The organism is Neobacillus sp. 19, assembly GCF_049463095.1.
GTDB lineage: Bacteria > Bacillota > Bacilli > Bacillales > Cytobacillaceae > Neobacillus.
Map to the genome: position 1 here is coordinate 19,011 of NZ_JBMPZU010000002.1, position 15,882 is coordinate 34,892.

Sequence of the window (15,882 nt, forward strand, 5' to 3'; positions counted from 1 at the left end):
GCGCCTCAAACTAATGTGGCGCTTCCGTTTTTTTTAAACTTCCATAATAATCGGTAAGATCATAGGTCTCCGCTTTGTCTTTTCATAAAGGAATGGTGCTAATGTATCCGTGATTTCATTCTTGATTTCAGACCATTGGCTTGTCTTTCTTTCCATTACTTTATTCAAGTGTTTGGTGATCAAATTTTGGGCATCATTGATTAAATCTCCGGATTCCCTCATATAAACAAAACCACGAGAAATAAGGTCTGGCCCGGAAGCAATTTTAAACTCTTTCATATTAATACTTACAACAACGACGACTAAACCTTCTTCAGACAAAATTCTGCGGTCCCTTAATACAATATTTCCAATGTCGCCAACGCCGCTGCCATCAATATAGACAGAACCAGACGGAATTTTGCCGGCCACCTGTGCTGTTTGGTCTGAGAGGGCTAATACTTCTCCATTGTCCATAATAAAACAATTATCTTCTTCTACACCGCAATCAACCGCAAGTTTAGCATGCATTTTCTGCATCCTGTATTCACCATGAATGGGCATAAAGAATTTTGGTTTAATTAAGCGGAGCATTAGTTTTTGTTCTTCCTGACCGCCGTGTCCTGAAGTATGGATGTTGCTTAATTTCCCATATATTACTTCTGCACCTGCACGGTACAGCATATTAATGGTTCTGCTTACACTGATTGTGTTCCCGGGAATCGGTGAAGATGAAAACACGACAGTATCACCGGGAATAATTTGAATCTGCCTGTGTGTGCCATTGGCAATTCGTGATAGAGCGGCCATTGGTTCACCTTGACTACCTGTACATAAAATCGTGACTTTATCAGCCGGTAACCGGTTAATTTGATTTGCTTCAATAAATGTTTCTTTTGGGGCATTAATATAACCTAAATCAAGTCCAATATTGATTGCAGCTTCCATGCTCCGGCCAAACACGGCAACTTTCCTGCCATTTACGACGGCGGCCTCTACCACTTGCTGCAACCGGTGGATATTTGAAGCAAAGGTAGCAAAAATGACCCGTCCATCCACTTTCCTGAAAATATCGTGGATGCTTTCGCCAACTCGGCGCTCAGACATCGTAAACTCAGGTATTTCACTATTCGTACTATCTGAAAGTAAGCATAATACGCCTTCTTTTCCGATCTCAGCCATTTTAGTCAAATTGGCTGGTTCACCTACAGGGGTAAAATCAAATTTAAAATCACCTGTATGAACTATTTGACCTGGAGGTGTCTTAACGACAATCCCATAAGAATCAGGAATACTATGCGTAGTCCGGAAAAAAGTAACAGATGTTTTGCGGAATTTAATCACATCGTCTTCTTTTATCTCAATTAATTTTGCAGTTCTAAGCAAACCATGCTCTTCTAATTTATTTTTGATTAACCCAAGGGCCAGCTTGCCGCCATAGATGGGAATATTTACTTCGCGCAGTAAATAGGGGATACCGCCAATGTGGTCTTCATGACCGTGAGTGACAAATAAACCTTTAATCTTTTCTTCATTTTTTACCAAATAGGTGTAATCAGGAATAACATAATCAATACCTAATAATTCATCCTCAGGGAATTTGATTCCGGCATCGATTAAAATAATTTCATCCTGGAACTGAACTGCATACGTATTTTTGCCAATTTCACCTAATCCACCAAGGGCAAAAACAGCAGTTTGATCATTTTTTACAAATTTCATAAATTATCCAATCTCCAATACATTATAGTCTTCATTTTGTTGTTCATATTCTAAATATGCTCCTGTTACTTCCTGTACGAATTCAACATTATACCCGCGGGAGGCAATTTTTGCGCGAACATCTCTTACCGATTCACCTTTAATATAAAGGGTTTTTGTGTTTTCTCTAACAGGTACTTGAGTAATGCTTTCTTGATAATATACTTTATATATCATATAAATTCGCTCCTTATTCAATCATAGCTTTTTCTATTATATATAATATTTTCATCTTTTTCATTTATTTTCTTTGGAAGCCCTTGGAATAATAATGAATAGTATCTTAATAACCGCTTGTTTTCCCACTTTACAATAACGAAGGAGCCCTTCGCAAGTTTGAAGGGCCCTTAAAAAAATTAGGCAATCGTTTTTTTTCTCAGTAAATCTTTCCACTGTTTTACAAGCTTCTTCCTTAGCTTCTTTAACATAGTGGATCATCTCCTTATTTCTTATTTTATACGAACCTTGTCCAATGTAAAGCAAGCAATGGGAGATAATTGAGATTTTTTAAAAAATAAATGTTTTTTTACTATTATTATATGATGAAATCGCTGATATTTTCATGGTTAAACATGGAATAACAATGACAGTCTTTAATGAAAGAAAAACACTGACCCAATAAAAAGGCCAGTGTTTTTACCTTTCGATCCCGATTGCGTCTTCAATCGGCTTAAATGGCTCATTGGAATCAATATAATCATAAAACATGATTCCATTTAAATGGTCAATCTCGTGTTGAAAACAGATGGCGGCAAGCCCTTTAAGCCGAAGCTTCACTTCTTCACCTGCAAGATTTACCCCCTTCACGGTAACTCTTGCATACCGCGGTACAAAGCCTGGAATGGCCTCATCAACTGAAAGGCAGCCTTCGCCCTGTTGTAAATAGGCTTTTTCAACAGAATGGCTGATAATTTTAGGGTTAAATAATGCATGACTATAAAGATTCCCTTTGTCATCTGTTAGATGAACGGCAATCATCCTTTTTGAAACATTTATTTGCGGGGCAGCTAAACCAATTCCCGGACGTAAACTATATTTTGACGCGATTTCATTATTTTGACTATTAATAACATATTCTAAAAGGCTGGATAAGATTTGTTTATCTTCCTCTGATGGCGGCATGGCAACTTCTGCAGCCACTTTTCTGAGGGTAGGATGTCCATCTCGAATAATATCGTCCATCGTGATCATGAACCTTCACTCCCGTGTTCAATTAAAAATATTTGCAATCACTAGTCTATCAAACATTAGATAAAATGTTAACCATTGATTGTCTGTACATCCTGATTTTTGCATACTTTTTTTCCTTGGTATATTGTCAAACAAACCTAGGACAGATATAGTTAAAGTTGGCAGTAGTTAGGAGGTTTCAATATGTTTTTAAAAGGCAATAGAAGATATTTACTTTCTATTTTAGCTATCATCATATTCATTATATCAGGATGTACTGAAAAAAAGACTTCTGTTGAGAAGATGTATGATATTTTAGAGGGTGTTGTAGCTAAAGAAAAGGCTTTCGAGGAACAACAAGATCCGCTTGTTAATTTGGAAATAGAAGAAAAAGAACTATATGACCAAATTATCGATCTTGGCATTAAAGAATATGACCAGATTGTCAAACTTTCTGATGAAGCAATTCTCTTAACGGAAAAAAGAAAAAATCATATGGAAAAGGAAACAGAAAGCTTAAACGAATCAGAAAAGGAATTTAAGAAAGCAACTAAAATTAAAGATGAATTTGAAGACCCTGAGCTTACAAAGACAGCAAATGAACTTTATGATATCATGATGCAGCGGTATCAAGCACATGAATGGTTATACAAAGAATATTCTGATGCCTTAAAATATGATAAAGAATTATATGAAATGTTTAAAAATAAGAACCTTCCTTTAGAAAATCTTGAGGCACAGGTAAATAAATTAAATGGACAGTATAAACAGGTTTCGGATGCTAATGAAAAGTTTAATATGCTTACGGAACAATACAATGATAAGAAGCTTTCATTTTATAAAAAGGCAGGGCTTAAATCGAGTAAATAATCATTGCTAAATTTGGAATCGGCTGAACCAGCCGATTTTTTCTATATTATAACAACAATAATAATTGGCTAATTTTATATAACAGTTTGAAATGGTAGGGTGGTACAGATGGCTTTATAAAATAAAATGTTTCTAATATGATTATGATGAAAAATTATAATCTTAGTATTTGACGCGTAAAAAATGTTGATGTAAACTCATATATGAGCTGAAAAGTTGTATCAATAGAGTTACCTAAAAGAGTAATACAGAATATAATTAGGGTGAGTAGAAGTTTTTGTTTGTTTTATATAAATCGTTTCTGTGAATCATGCTTTTATTGTCTGTTTTTTGGGTAATCTAACAGTGGATTTTATTTTTAATATTAAGCTCCGAATAGAAAGGAAGAGGTGACCAAAATGGCTTCTAAACTTAAGAACGCCCAGCTAGATGCGAAGAAAGCGCTCGAGACTGTAGAAGATCAATTTCAAACGCTTCAAATTCTTAATGAACAAGGTGAGGTTGTTAACGAAGCAGCAATGCCTGACCTATCAGATGAACAATTACAGGAATTAATGCGCCGTATGGTCTATACAAGGATTCTTGATCAACGCTCTATTTCTTTAAACCGTCAAGGAAGACTTGGTTTCTATGCACCAACTGCCGGACAGGAAGCTTCTCAATTGGCTTCTCAGTTTGCCCTTGAAAAAGAAGATTTTATTTTACCGGGATATCGTGATGTTCCGCAGATTGTTTGGCATGGATTGCCTTTATCGCAAGCGTTTTTATGGTCCAGAGGACATTTTCAAGGTGGACAGATTCCTGAAGGTGTTAATATAGCTATCCCGCAAATCATTATCGGTGCTCAATACGTTCAAACAGCAGGTGTAGCACTAGGAATGAAAAAACGTGGTGCGAAAGCCGTTGCAATTACTTATACAGGTGACGGTGGAACGTCTCAAGGGGATTTCTACGAAGGCATTAACTTTGCGGGTGCATTTAAAGCTCCGGCTATCTTTATTATTCAAAACAACCGTTTTGCTATTTCAACCCCTGTTGCTAAACAATCTGCAGCAAAGACACTTGCTCAAAAGGCAGTTGCAGCTGGTATTCCTGGTATCGTCGTTGACGGTATGGATCCGTTAGCTGTTTATGCAGCAACTCGTGATGCCCGCGAACGTGCGCTTAATGGTGAAGGTCCAACACTTATCGAAACATTAACATACCGTTATGGCCCGCACACAATGGCCGGTGATGACCCAACACGTTATTGTAACAGCTGACCTTGACAATGAGTGGGAAAAGAAAGATCCGCTTGTTCGTTTTCGCAAATTCCTTGAAAACAAAGGGCTTTGGAGCGAAGAAAAGGAAAACGAAGTAATTGAACAAGCCAAAGAAGATATTAAAGAAGCGATTAAGCTAGCAGATGCGGCACCAAAACAAAAGGTAACTGATTTGATTTCAATTATGCACGAAGATATGCCTTATAACTTAAAAGAACAATATGAAATATTTAAAGAAAAGGAGTCGAAGTAAGCCATGGCTCAAATGACAATGATCCAAGCAATTACAGATGCATTACGTACGGAATTGCGTAATGATCCGAATGTTTTAGTTTTCGGTGAAGACGTGGGTGTAAACGGTGGTGTTTTCCGTGCGACAGAAGGACTGCAAAATGAATTTGGCGAAGATCGTGTATTTGACACACCACTTGCTGAATCAGGTATCGGCGGTTTAGCGGTCGGTCTGAGTTTACAGGGATTCCGTCCTGTTCCAGAAATTCAATTTTTCGGATTTGTATTTGAAGTAATGGACTCAATTTCCGGTCAGGCTGCACGCCTCCGCTATCGTACTGGCGGCAAGTTTAATGCTCCGGTAACATTCCGTTCGCCTTTTGGAGGCGGCGTACATACTCCTGATATGCACGCTGACAGCTTAGAAGGTCTTATGGCACAATCACCTGGAGTAAAAGTGGTTATTCCGTCAACACCATATGATGCAAAAGGTCTTCTTATTGCATCTATCCGTGACAATGATCCGGTTATTTTCCTTGAGCATATGAAGCTATATCGTTCTTTCCGCCAGGAAGTTCCTGAAGAGGAATACACGATTCCGTTAGGAAAAGCGGATGTGAAACGTGAGGGGAAAGATGTTTCCATCATTACGTATGGTGCAATGGTCCATGAGTCATTAAAAGCAGCAGAAGAGCTGGAAAAAGAAGGGTATTCTGCCGAAGTAATTGACTTGCGTACTGTAAGTCCAATCGATATTGAAACCATTATTGCATCGGTTGAAAAAACCGGGCGTGCCATTGTTGTTCAAGAGGCACAAAAGCAAGCAGGTATTGCTGCAAACGTTGTGGCAGAAATAAACGATCGTGCTATTTTAAGCTTGGAAGCACCTGTATTGCGTGTTGCAGCTCCAGATACTGTATTTGCTTTCCCGCAAGCGGAATCCGTTTGGCTTCCTAACTATAAGGACGTTATTGAAACAGCTAAGAAGGTATTAACGTTCTAGACGTTGAAGAGTACTATTTTGGCGTTGGTAAATTAAATCCAGGGAAAGGGTGTTCCTTTCCCATTTTCATCCTAGCAAAATTGGCTAAAATACATGAAAAAATAGGAGATGAAGCTCAGTGTCATTTCAATTTAAAATGCCTGACATCGGTGAAGGTATTCACGAAGGAGAAATTGTCAAATGGTTTGTCAAACCGGGTGATAAAGTCCAAGAAGATGATGTCCTATGTGAAATTCAAAATGATAAAGCAGTGGTTGAAATTCCTTCCCCAGTTGAGGGAACAGTAATAGATTTATTAGTTGGCGAAGGAACTGTTGCAACAGTTGGCCAAGTTCTTGTTACATTTGATGCACCAGGATATGAAAACCTGCAATTTAAAGGTGACGATCACGATGATGCACCTAAACAAGAAGAAAAAGCTCCAGCTCCTGCCCCAGAAGCTAAGCAAGAGGCGGCCACACAACCGGCACCTACAGCAGCAGCACCAGCACCACAAGCAGAGGTTGATCCAAATAGACGAATTATCGCAATGCCATCTGTACGTAAATATGCACGTGAAAAAGGTATTGATATTCATTTAGTTTCAGGGTCAGGTGATAATGGCCGTGTTCTAAAAAGTGATATTGATGCATTCGTGAGCGGCGGGGCACAAGCGGCACCGCAAGCAGCAGCTGCGGCACCTGCAGAAACGGGAGCAGCGAAAGCTGAGGCACCACAAGCGGCAGCAATCCCACAAGGTGAATATCCTGAAACTCGTGAGAAAATGAGCGGTATTCGGAAAGCTATTGCTAAAGCAATGGTCAATTCAAAACATACGGCACCACATGTTACATTAATGGATGAAGTCGATGTAACGAAACTAGTTACCCATCGTAAGAAATTCAAAGAAGTGGCTGCCGCTAAAGGCATTAAGCTTACTTTCTTGCCATATATCGTAAAAGCATTAACAAGTGCATTAAGGGAATTCCCTGCTTTAAATACTTCACTTGATGATGCAACTAGCGAAATCATTCACAAGCATTACTATAATATCGGAATTGCTGCGGATACAGAAAAGGGCTTGTTGGTTCCAGTTGTAAAAGATGCTGATCGTAAGTCAGTCTTCAGTATTTCTAACGAAATTAATGAGTTGGCAGGTAAAGCTCGTGAAGGCAAACTTGCGCCAAATGAAATGAAGGGTGCATCATGTACTATTTCAAACATTGGTTCTGCAGGCGGCCAGTGGTTTACTCCTGTTATTAACCATCCGGAAGTAGCTATTTTAGGTGTTGGCCGTATTGCAGAAAAGCCAATCGTTCGTAACGGTGAAATTGTTGCTGCACCTGTTTTAGCACTTTCTTTAAGCTTTGATCATCGAATGATTGACGGTGCAACAGCACAAAATGCATTAAATCATATTAAACGTTTATTGAACGATCCAGAACTATTGTTAATGGAGGCGTAATATTATGGTCGTTGGAGATTTCCCTATAGAAACAGATACTATAGTTATTGGTGCGGGTCCTGGTGGATATGTGGCAGCAATTCGCGCTGCGCAGCTAGGACAAAAAGTAACAATTGTTGAAAAAGAATATGTTGGGGGCGTATGCTTAAATGTTGGGTGTATTCCTTCTAAAGCCCTAATTGCAGCAGGTCACCGTTATGAAACTGCCCTTCATTCTGAGTCATTCGGAATTACGGCGGAAAATGTAAAGGTTGATTTTTCAAAGGTTCAAGAATTTAAATCAGGAATCGTGAAAAAATTAACTGGCGGTGTGGAAGGGTTATTAAAAGGAAATAAAGTCAATATTGCACGCGGTGAAGCCTATTTCGTTGATGCTAATACACTTCGGGTGATGGATGAAAATTCTGCACAAACGTATACTTTTAAAAATGCGATTATTGCTACTGGTTCTCGTCCAATTGAACTTCCTGCCTTTAAATATTCGAAACGCGTTCTTAATTCGACTGGAGCCCTTAATTTAAATGAGATTCCAGAAAAAATTGTCGTCATCGGCGGCGGTGTAATCGGGATTGAGCTTGGCGGCGCCTACGCAAACTTTGGCAGTCAAGTGACCATTCTAGAAGGTGCAGAAGAAATATTAGGTCTTGGCGTTTTTGATAAGCAAATGGCTTCCCTTGTTAAGCGCAGCATGAAGAAAAAGGTGCTGAATTCTATACAAAAGCATTGGCTAAAGGGGTCGAAGAAACGGAAAACGGTGTGGTTGTCACATTTGAAACAAAAGGCGAAGAGAAGAAAATCGAAGCTGATTATGTCTTTGTTATGGTTGGACGCCGTCCAAACACTGATGAAATGGGCTTAGAACAAGTTGGTGTGAAACTGAGTGACAGAGGATTAATTGAAATTGACAAACAATGCCGAACAAATATTGGTAATATTTATGCGATTGGTGATGTTGTCCAAGGTCCACAATTAGCCCATAAAGCATCCTATGAAGCCAAAATTGCGGCAGAGGCAATTGCCGGACATTCTTCTGAAATTGATTACTTAGGAATTCCTGCGGTAGTCTTCTCAGAACCTGAATTGGCTTCGGTAGGATATACAGAGTCACAAGCAAAAGAAGAAGGTATTGAAGTAAACGCTGCTAAATTCCCATTTGCAGCAAATGGACGTGCATTATCACTGGACAGCGGCGATGGCTTCTTAAAATTAATTACCCGTAAAGAAGACGGTCTTGTTATTGGGGCGCAAATTGCAGGTGCAAGTGCGTCAGACATGATTGCTGAACTAGGTTTAGCGATTGAAGCTGGCATGACAGCTGAAGATTTAGCTATGACAATCCATGCTCATCCGACGCTCGGTGAAATAACAATGGAAGCAGCAGAAGTTGCTCTTGGAACCCCAATCCATATTGTTAAATAGTTCGAAAATAAAGTCCTTTTCTAAAAAAGAAAAGGACTTTATTTTTTTGCGGCGAATAATAAAGGTAACCAATACTTTTCCCTATTTTAAAATACCCGAATCGTTTGAAAATTAAATATATCTCTACCTATTCGAACATATACTTATAACACTGGATGTCTTTGTTCTTCGAAAAGATCAATGGATTTTGAGTGGTGATAAATATGAAGGTTTATGTTGTGATGATCCTGCAGTTTATGATTTGGAGCGGTTATACATTAATTGAATGGATTTCAAAACATGATCAACTTATTTATAAGGTCATAATGTTTTTTGTCTTTTTTTATCTGGCGTATATTATTGGAAACCATGTGACGAAATCAAGGAGGAAAACCCTCTTCATCACTGTATTAAGCTTAGTGATTTATACTTCCCTGCATTATACATTGGTGCAATTTATCCATTAAAAAAAGCCCCTCTAAGGGAGCTTCGTTACAAATTATTTTCTTGGGTAGAAATACATGATTCTTTCGTTAAATAGGTGCAGCTCACCTTGAAGCTTTTTAGCTAGGAATTTACAAAATTCATTTGCTTTTCCTTTATCCCCATGAGTAGATTGTGCCGGAAGTGTGACTTGTATGTATACCAGTTCTCTTTCTGCCCCATCTTCATCGCGAACTGTCTCTGTATCAACACCGATTAAAATGGCATTGTAGCGTTCATGGCTTGAATGTAAATAAAACCACTGCCCTTTGCCTTCTTCGGTTTCTTTTATTTCATACGGAAAGGCAGATTCCCCATATTGCCAATTTAATTGGTCGCCCGTTTTTGCTGTTATATTTTTATAGTAATGAAATAAGTCCTTTACCTCTTCAATCGTTACCGATTGTTTAGCGGATGAGGGCACAAGCTTAATAAATGCGTTTACAGCCATCATCATTCCCCCCCTATTGTCTATTGATGTTCAATTTCTATTCTAGCATTGATTAAAAAGGACTGACAACACTTACAATGTTACAATATGAGTAAAGTTAAAGAAAAGGCAAATAGTGGCCTTTTTTTTGTGCCTTTTTTTAAATGTGACATACAATTTAGGCTTGAAAAATCTAATGTGATATATTATTATTGGATTAAGGATATTTAAACGCTTTCAAATTCGTTTTTATTCACTCATGAAAAGGGGATTGAACAGATGGGTACTCTTGTTTGCCAGACTTGTAACTCTACTATTGATCATTTTGAAGATGAAAAAGTTACGGTGCTTTACTCGAAGTGCAATTGTTGCGACAACCATCATCATCACGAGGAAGAATAATTAAATCAGAACATTTAAATAAATAAACAGGATTCCGTAACCGGAATCCTGATTTTTTTATTTTATGGCTTTGTACTCTTTTATCACATGAATGAATTTAATTTCATCGTCTTCGGGACCTTGAACAGGTAAGCCAGCCTCGAGGTTTTCCCGGATATAATGAAGGTTTTCCTCTGTTATGATTTCACCCGGGATAAAAATAGGTATCCCTGGCGGGTAGACCATCACAAATTCGGCAATAATCCTGCCTTCTGACTCAGCAAAGGGAATGACTTCCGTTTCAGCATAAAAAGCATCTCTCGGAGTTAAGGCAAGTATCGGAATTTCTGGAAGAAGGACCTCCACAGGTTCAATTTTCCCAGCTTGATCTTTATATTCAGCCGCCAATTCTTTTAATGCATTGACTAATAGGGCTGCTTCCTTTTCAGTATCACCGAATGTAATAATACAAAGGATGTTATATAGGTCTGATAATTCTACTTCAATATTATGCTTTTCTCTTAACCATTTTTCAACCTCATACCCGGTTAATCCCAGTTCTTTCACGGAAATAATGAGTTTTGTCGGGTCATAATCAAACGTGGCTTTAGAGCCTAGTATTTCTTCGCCGATACAGTGAATATGGTCAATTTCGTTGATTCTCTTACGAATAGACTGTGCTAATTGAATAGTCCTGTTAATCAGTGCTTTACCTTTGGTTGCTAATTGCTTACGAGCCACATCCAGCGAAGCTAACAGCAAATAGGATGTTGACGTTGTTGTAAGCATGCTTAAAATCGATTGAACATGTTTCGCTGAAACAAGTCCCTCTTTGACATTTAGGATGGAGCTTTGTGTCATGGAGCCACCGAGCTTATGGACACTAGTTGCTGCCATATCAGCACCGGCCTGCATAGCAGACATTGGAAGATCATCGTGGAAATGAATATGGACACCATGGGCCTCATCAACTAAAACGGGCACATTGTACGAGTGGGCAATTTCAACGATTTTCTTTAAATCTGCTGAGATACCAAAGTAGGTCGGATTAATCACTAAAACCCCTTTTGCATCAGGATGCTGCTCAAGAGCCTTTTCCACGGCATCTGTTGTAATTCCATGAGAAATTCCTAGTTCTCTATCTATTTCCGGATGGATGAAGACTGGGATTGCTCCGGAAAAGACAATAGCCGACATGATAGACTTATGGACGTTCCTTGGTATGATGATTTTATCTCCAGGTCCACAAACGGCCATTACCATCGTCATAATCGCCCCGCTTGTACCCTGGACAGAAAAGAAAGTATGATCGGCTCCAAAAGCTTCAGCAGCTAATTCTTGTGCCTCCTTGATCATTCCCTTTGGATGATGAAGATCATCAAGCGGGCCAATATTTATTAAGTCGATGGACAGGGCATTTTCACCAATAAACTGACGGAATTCAGGATCCATTCCTGCTCCCTTTTTATGACCTGGAATATGAAATTGAATCGGGTTTTTTCTGGCATGCGCAACTAAACCGCTAAATAACGGTGTTTGATTTTGTGACAATGATTACTACACCTCTTTATTAAAAATACTTCTTTATATTCGTTGATTAAAAACATAAAACAATGGAATTATAGCACTAATCCAGGGGGTTGCATAGATTTCTTTCCGCATTTCTTTGATTATTTCTTACAGCTTAGTTTCCCTTGATGAAAGGAAATTTAACCTTTTAAGGCGAAATAAGAAATAAATGAATAATGAGGAGTGATTCAATTTGAATTGGCAAACACGAGTGACGGAGACTTTAGGGATCCGTATACCAATTATACAAGGTGGACTTGCCTATTTGGCCTATTCTGAATTAGCGGCCGCTGTTTCGAATGCTGGAGGATTAGGGCAGATTACAGCTATGTCATTAAGTAATCCTGAACAACTGCGTGAGGAAATCCGGAAGGTAAAACATTTAACGAAACATCCTTTTGGGGTTAATTTTGCGATTGGACAGCATGGACGCCCGTTCGCGGATTTCCTTCAGGTGGCGATAGAGGAAGAAGTTCCTGTTGTTTCTATGACAGGAGGGAACCCTGCACCCATATTTGATCAGTTAAAGGGAACAACCATAAAAAAACTCGTTCTCGTCGCTGCCAGACGGCAGGCTATAAAGGCAGAACAGCTTGGTGCAGATGCGGTTATGGTTGTCGGCCAGGAAGGCGGCGGCCATCTCGGCCGGGATGATATCGGGACAATGGTATTAATTCCTCAAGTTGTTGATGCAGTTTCGATTCCCGTTATTGCCTCAGGAGGAATTGGTGATGGAAGGGGATTGATGGCTGCACTAAGTTTAGGTGCAGAAGGGGTTGAAATGGGAACAAGATTTATTGCGACTAAAGAATGTATTCATGCACATGAAGTATATAAGCAAAGGCTCGTTGAAGGAACAGAGGCGGATACGGTGGTAATTAAGCGATCACTTGGTGCGCCTGCAAGAGCCATCGCAAATCCATGGACGGAACAAATTCTTGAAATTGAAAAGAAAAACGCAAATTATGATCAGCTGAAGGAATTTATTAGTGGAACGGCTAATAAACGGTACATATATGAAGGTGATGAGGGCAAAGGTTTTGCATGGGCAGGTCAAGTCATGGGGCTGATTAAGGATATACCTAGTGTTTCAGTACTTTTTGAACGAATGATTCATGATGCGGAAGAAATTCGTGCAAAATGGGGAAAATAAAGGTATGATTCATTTTAAATGTAAATAGTAAGCAGGTGAAATGAATGGAATACCAATATCCGATTGATTTTAATTGGTCAACCGATGAAATTGTTGATGTAATCAAATTTTTCGAAACAATCGAGAAGGCGTACGAAAAAGGGATTGAAAGAGACGAGGTTATGAACGCCTATCGGCGGTTCAAAGAAATCGTTCCAAGCAAAGCGGAAGAAAAAAACATTTGTGATGAATTTGAAGAAATCAGCGGTTATTCGTCTTATCGAACAATCAAAAAAGCAAAAGAAGCGCCATCAGGCAGCCGAATCATGATGAAATAATCTTAAAAAACTCCCGAAAATGGATTCGGGAGTTTTTTCTATTTAATATTTAGGGCTATTTTATAAAGTGGTGCTACTTTCTTAAAGACATCCTCAATTTGTTCTAATATCCCTTCAGAACCTAATTGGATAGCAGCCTCACGGTCTATGGTATATCCACATAATAGTTCTGCTTTTTTTACATTCTGCAGCCGCTCAAAGTGGGAGAGAAGATCAACCTTAGTCAATTGACCATGTGGAAGTGTATCAGGCTTCATGTGGTCAATTGACCAGACATAATCTTTCGGAATTTCTTTATAGATTTTTGCCGCTTTTTTCGCAAATCGTGCCCCTATTGCCTCTTTTTGGGGTGCCTCATAAATAACGGCAAACCAAATAAATAAATGGGTGTGCCACAAGCCAATTTGAAAATGCGGCAGCATTTTATAGCCTCGAGGATTATGGGCAAATGCCACCCATGTATCCTTAGGCGGGTTGATGGTACGCCTTGCATGTTTGGCAACATGAACAAACATTTCATCACCCGTTAACGAGGATAAGGAAGGTGAAAAGTATTCCCCTAAAGCTTCTAATTTAGGTCGGATCGTATTTTTAAGCCCGTCCATTCTTGGTTCTAATCCATCTATTAAAAAAACATCAAAATCTTCATTAGTAAATCCTGTAAAGTTCATTGAAGTACCCCCAACAAGCCGTTTGTCACTAATTGTAGCATAACTCCGAGATTTCACGAAGCGTGTTGCTTTCTAGGTTAAAGCACATATTTGTTGCAACATATCAAGATGACTCATATTATACAGTAAAAAACAATCTGAATAATTAATTAACTAACTGAAAGGGGAGAAACAAGGTGAAACAATTGATGAATACATCTTTAAAAAAAGTGGGAGAAAAGGAAAAAACGGCAGTATTAAGATTGGAAATGGATTATGAATTGGCTGTCTTATTTGAAGCAATTGGTGAAAAGAATGAGAAGAAAATGAAAGAATGTAAACAAAAATTAGAAAAAATCCGTATGGAATTAGTACGATTAAAAGCTCTTTAATTGATTAGCTGATATTTTATCAAGGGAGTAACAAATTGCAATGAACAAAAAGAGAGTAGTTTATCGACTTATCTAAAACGGACTCCGGAGAAGGAATGAGAGGGGTTCGTTTATTATTGTGCCTTTGTGTGATAATTTGAACGTAAATTGTTAAAAGTTGCTGTGTTTCTTCAATTTGAGTAAGCTATAGGTACATTAAAATATTTCTCATGCATCATACTACATACATTGGATTTAAAAAAGGTAAACGGAGAAATGGAGGCGTATTATGATTTGGGAAGACATTGATGCTCATGCTAAGGAATGGGTCAAAGAAGCAGGGGACAGGATTCGTCTATCGTTTGAGAAAACGTTAAATATTGAAACAAAATCAAATCCCAATGATCTGGTAACTAATATCGATAAGGAAATTGAGCAATTTTTTATTCATAAGATTAGAGGAAAGTACCCGGATCATAAAATATTGGGTGAAGAGGGCTTTGGTGATGAATTAAATAGCCTTGAGGGAATTGTCTGGTTAATTGATCCCATCGATGGAACAATGAATTTTATCCACCAGCAAAGGAACTTTGCAGTATCGATCGGGGTTTATGAAAATGGAGTCGGTAAAATCGGACTCATATATGATGTAGTACATGATGAGCTCTATCACGCCATTCGCGGCGAGGGTGCTTATATGAATGGAAAACCTCTGCCTGGACTCAAGGAAACAACTGTTAAGGAATCCATCCTTGCAATTAATGCTACATGGGTTATGGAAAATAAACGCATTGATCACAATTTAATGATTCCATTGGTAAGAGATGCCAGAGGGACAAGATCATATGGTACAGCTGCACTTGAGATGGTGTTTGTAGCAACCGGAAGAGTAGATGCCTACTTTTCGATGCGGCTGTCTCCATGGGATATTGCTGCCGGGGCAGTCATTATTGAAGAATTAGGAGGAGTCGTAACAAATATAAAGGGAGAAAAACTGGACTTTATTTCTAAGGATTCACTTTTTACCGCGAAACCAGGACTGCATCAAGTAATTTTAAAGGATTATTTAAAAGTAGTTCAATAAGGTCAATATTTTAAAAAGAAGCCAATCCATGGCTTCTTTTTATATCTCTCCGTTTTCACGCATTTTTCTCTTTGTTTTAAAGCCCATCCCCATGATCACAATTAATGCAAAAATGCAGCCGATTGCTCCGATTAAACTTTGTTCACCAATTGCAATTCCAATTCCCATTATGAATGATGCAGCTAAAATTGCATAAAAGAGTAAAGACCATTTTATATTTTTCATTTTTCAAACCCCTTTGTTTTTCTATATTTAATTAAATTTTTTCTGGTATATTTTTTATTCTACATAAAATGCTTTTCGGTTTCCACTTTAAGTATGGTATA

16 protein-coding genes and 2 pseudogenes are annotated in these 15,882 nt (G+C 38.5%); 11 read left to right on the top strand and 7 right to left on the bottom strand.

Going from position 1 to position 15,882, the window contains the following annotated elements:
- Window positions 1-33 precede the first annotated feature (33 nt).
- From rnjA to def, 3 genes are all read right to left on the bottom strand, one after another.
- On the bottom strand, window positions 34-1,701 hold the full coding sequence (gene rnjA / locus ACO1D1_RS00435; protein ID WP_423334585.1) for a ribonuclease J1: 1,668 nt from the start codon (window positions 1,699-1,701) through the stop codon (window positions 34-36).
- Between the two features lie 3 nt (window positions 1,702-1,704).
- Entirely contained in the window at window positions 1,705-1,917 is a 213-nt protein-coding gene (locus tag ACO1D1_RS00440; protein WP_149869440.1) for a DNA-dependent RNA polymerase subunit epsilon, read from the bottom strand.
- Window positions 1,918-2,376: 459 nt separating this feature from the next.
- A complete protein-coding gene (gene def, locus ACO1D1_RS00445) occupies window positions 2,377-2,931 on the bottom strand; it encodes a peptide deformylase (protein ID WP_149869441.1) in 555 nt (184 codons plus the stop codon).
- 183 nt (window positions 2,932-3,114) lie between these two features.
- Here def and ACO1D1_RS00450 point away from each other — a divergent pair, with 183 nt between their 5' ends.
- From ACO1D1_RS00450 to ACO1D1_RS00475, 6 genes and pseudogenes are all read left to right on the top strand, one after another.
- Window positions 3,115-3,780 (top strand): YkyA family protein, encoded by a 666-nt coding sequence (locus tag ACO1D1_RS00450; protein ID WP_423334586.1) that lies wholly within the window; start codon window positions 3,115-3,117, stop codon window positions 3,778-3,780.
- 398 nt (window positions 3,781-4,178) lie between these two features.
- Window positions 4,179-5,295, top strand: a pseudogene (gene pdhA, locus ACO1D1_RS00455) (pyruvate dehydrogenase (acetyl-transferring) E1 component subunit alpha).
- A 3-nt stretch (window positions 5,296-5,298) separates the two neighbouring features.
- Window positions 5,299-6,276 (top strand): alpha-ketoacid dehydrogenase subunit beta, encoded by a 978-nt coding sequence (locus tag ACO1D1_RS00460; protein ID WP_423334587.1) that lies wholly within the window; start codon window positions 5,299-5,301, stop codon window positions 6,274-6,276.
- A gap of 118 nt (window positions 6,277-6,394) precedes the next feature.
- On the top strand, window positions 6,395-7,720 hold the full coding sequence (locus ACO1D1_RS00465) for a dihydrolipoamide acetyltransferase family protein (protein WP_149869445.1): 1,326 nt from the start codon (window positions 6,395-6,397) through the stop codon (window positions 7,718-7,720).
- 4 nt (window positions 7,721-7,724) lie between these two features.
- Window positions 7,725-9,139: pseudogene (gene lpdA / locus ACO1D1_RS00470) on the top strand (dihydrolipoyl dehydrogenase).
- Window positions 9,140-9,342: 203 nt separating this feature from the next.
- Complete coding sequence (locus tag ACO1D1_RS00475; RefSeq protein ID WP_149869447.1) at window positions 9,343-9,585, top strand: hypothetical protein; 243 nt, start codon at window positions 9,343-9,345, stop codon at window positions 9,583-9,585.
- 32 nt (window positions 9,586-9,617) lie between these two features.
- Here the strand turns inward: ACO1D1_RS00475 and ACO1D1_RS00480 are convergent, their stop codons facing one another.
- Window positions 9,618-10,052: a DUF1885 family protein gene (locus ACO1D1_RS00480; protein WP_190284922.1), complete on the bottom strand. Its 435-nt coding sequence runs from the start codon at window positions 10,050-10,052 to the stop codon at window positions 9,618-9,620.
- Between the two features lie 258 nt (window positions 10,053-10,310).
- Between ACO1D1_RS00480 and ACO1D1_RS00485 the strand changes: the two genes are divergently transcribed.
- Entirely contained in the window at window positions 10,311-10,433 is a 123-nt protein-coding gene (locus ACO1D1_RS00485) for a GapA-binding peptide SR1P (RefSeq protein WP_149869449.1), read from the top strand.
- Window positions 10,434-10,490: 57 nt separating this feature from the next.
- On the opposite strand, the gene ACO1D1_RS00490 is transcribed toward ACO1D1_RS00485, so the two are convergent.
- On the bottom strand, window positions 10,491-11,963 hold the full coding sequence (locus ACO1D1_RS00490; protein WP_149869450.1) for an aminotransferase class I/II-fold pyridoxal phosphate-dependent enzyme: 1,473 nt from the start codon (window positions 11,961-11,963) through the stop codon (window positions 10,491-10,493).
- A gap of 211 nt (window positions 11,964-12,174) precedes the next feature.
- Between ACO1D1_RS00490 and ACO1D1_RS00495 the strand changes: the two genes are divergently transcribed.
- Window positions 12,175-13,134 carry an NAD(P)H-dependent flavin oxidoreductase gene (locus ACO1D1_RS00495; RefSeq protein WP_423334588.1) on the top strand — a complete coding sequence of 320 codons (960 nt, stop codon included), beginning with the start codon at window positions 12,175-12,177 and terminating at the stop codon, window positions 13,132-13,134.
- Between the two features lie 44 nt (window positions 13,135-13,178).
- Window positions 13,179-13,451 (top strand): UPF0223 family protein, encoded by a 273-nt coding sequence (locus ACO1D1_RS00500; protein WP_149869452.1) that lies wholly within the window; start codon window positions 13,179-13,181, stop codon window positions 13,449-13,451.
- A 38-nt stretch (window positions 13,452-13,489) separates the two neighbouring features.
- Here the strand turns inward: ACO1D1_RS00500 and ACO1D1_RS00505 are convergent, their stop codons facing one another.
- Window positions 13,490-14,122, bottom strand: coding sequence for a YktB family protein (locus ACO1D1_RS00505; RefSeq protein ID WP_149869453.1), 633 nt, complete (start codon window positions 14,120-14,122; stop codon window positions 13,490-13,492).
- 176 nt (window positions 14,123-14,298) lie between these two features.
- Between ACO1D1_RS00505 and ACO1D1_RS00510 the strand changes: the two genes are divergently transcribed.
- Together ACO1D1_RS00510 and ACO1D1_RS00515 are read left to right on the top strand one after the other, a co-directional pair.
- On the top strand, window positions 14,299-14,493 hold the full coding sequence (locus ACO1D1_RS00510) for a hypothetical protein (RefSeq protein WP_149869454.1): 195 nt from the start codon (window positions 14,299-14,301) through the stop codon (window positions 14,491-14,493).
- Between the two features lie 268 nt (window positions 14,494-14,761).
- Window positions 14,762-15,556, top strand: a complete 795-nt coding sequence (locus ACO1D1_RS00515) for an inositol monophosphatase family protein (RefSeq protein WP_190284851.1) — start codon at window positions 14,762-14,764, stop codon at window positions 15,554-15,556.
- 39 nt (window positions 15,557-15,595) lie between these two features.
- Here the strand turns inward: ACO1D1_RS00515 and ACO1D1_RS00520 are convergent, their stop codons facing one another.
- Window positions 15,596-15,781 (bottom strand): YlaF family protein, encoded by a 186-nt coding sequence (locus ACO1D1_RS00520; protein WP_149869456.1) that lies wholly within the window; start codon window positions 15,779-15,781, stop codon window positions 15,596-15,598.
- Window positions 15,782-15,882 lie beyond the last annotated feature (101 nt).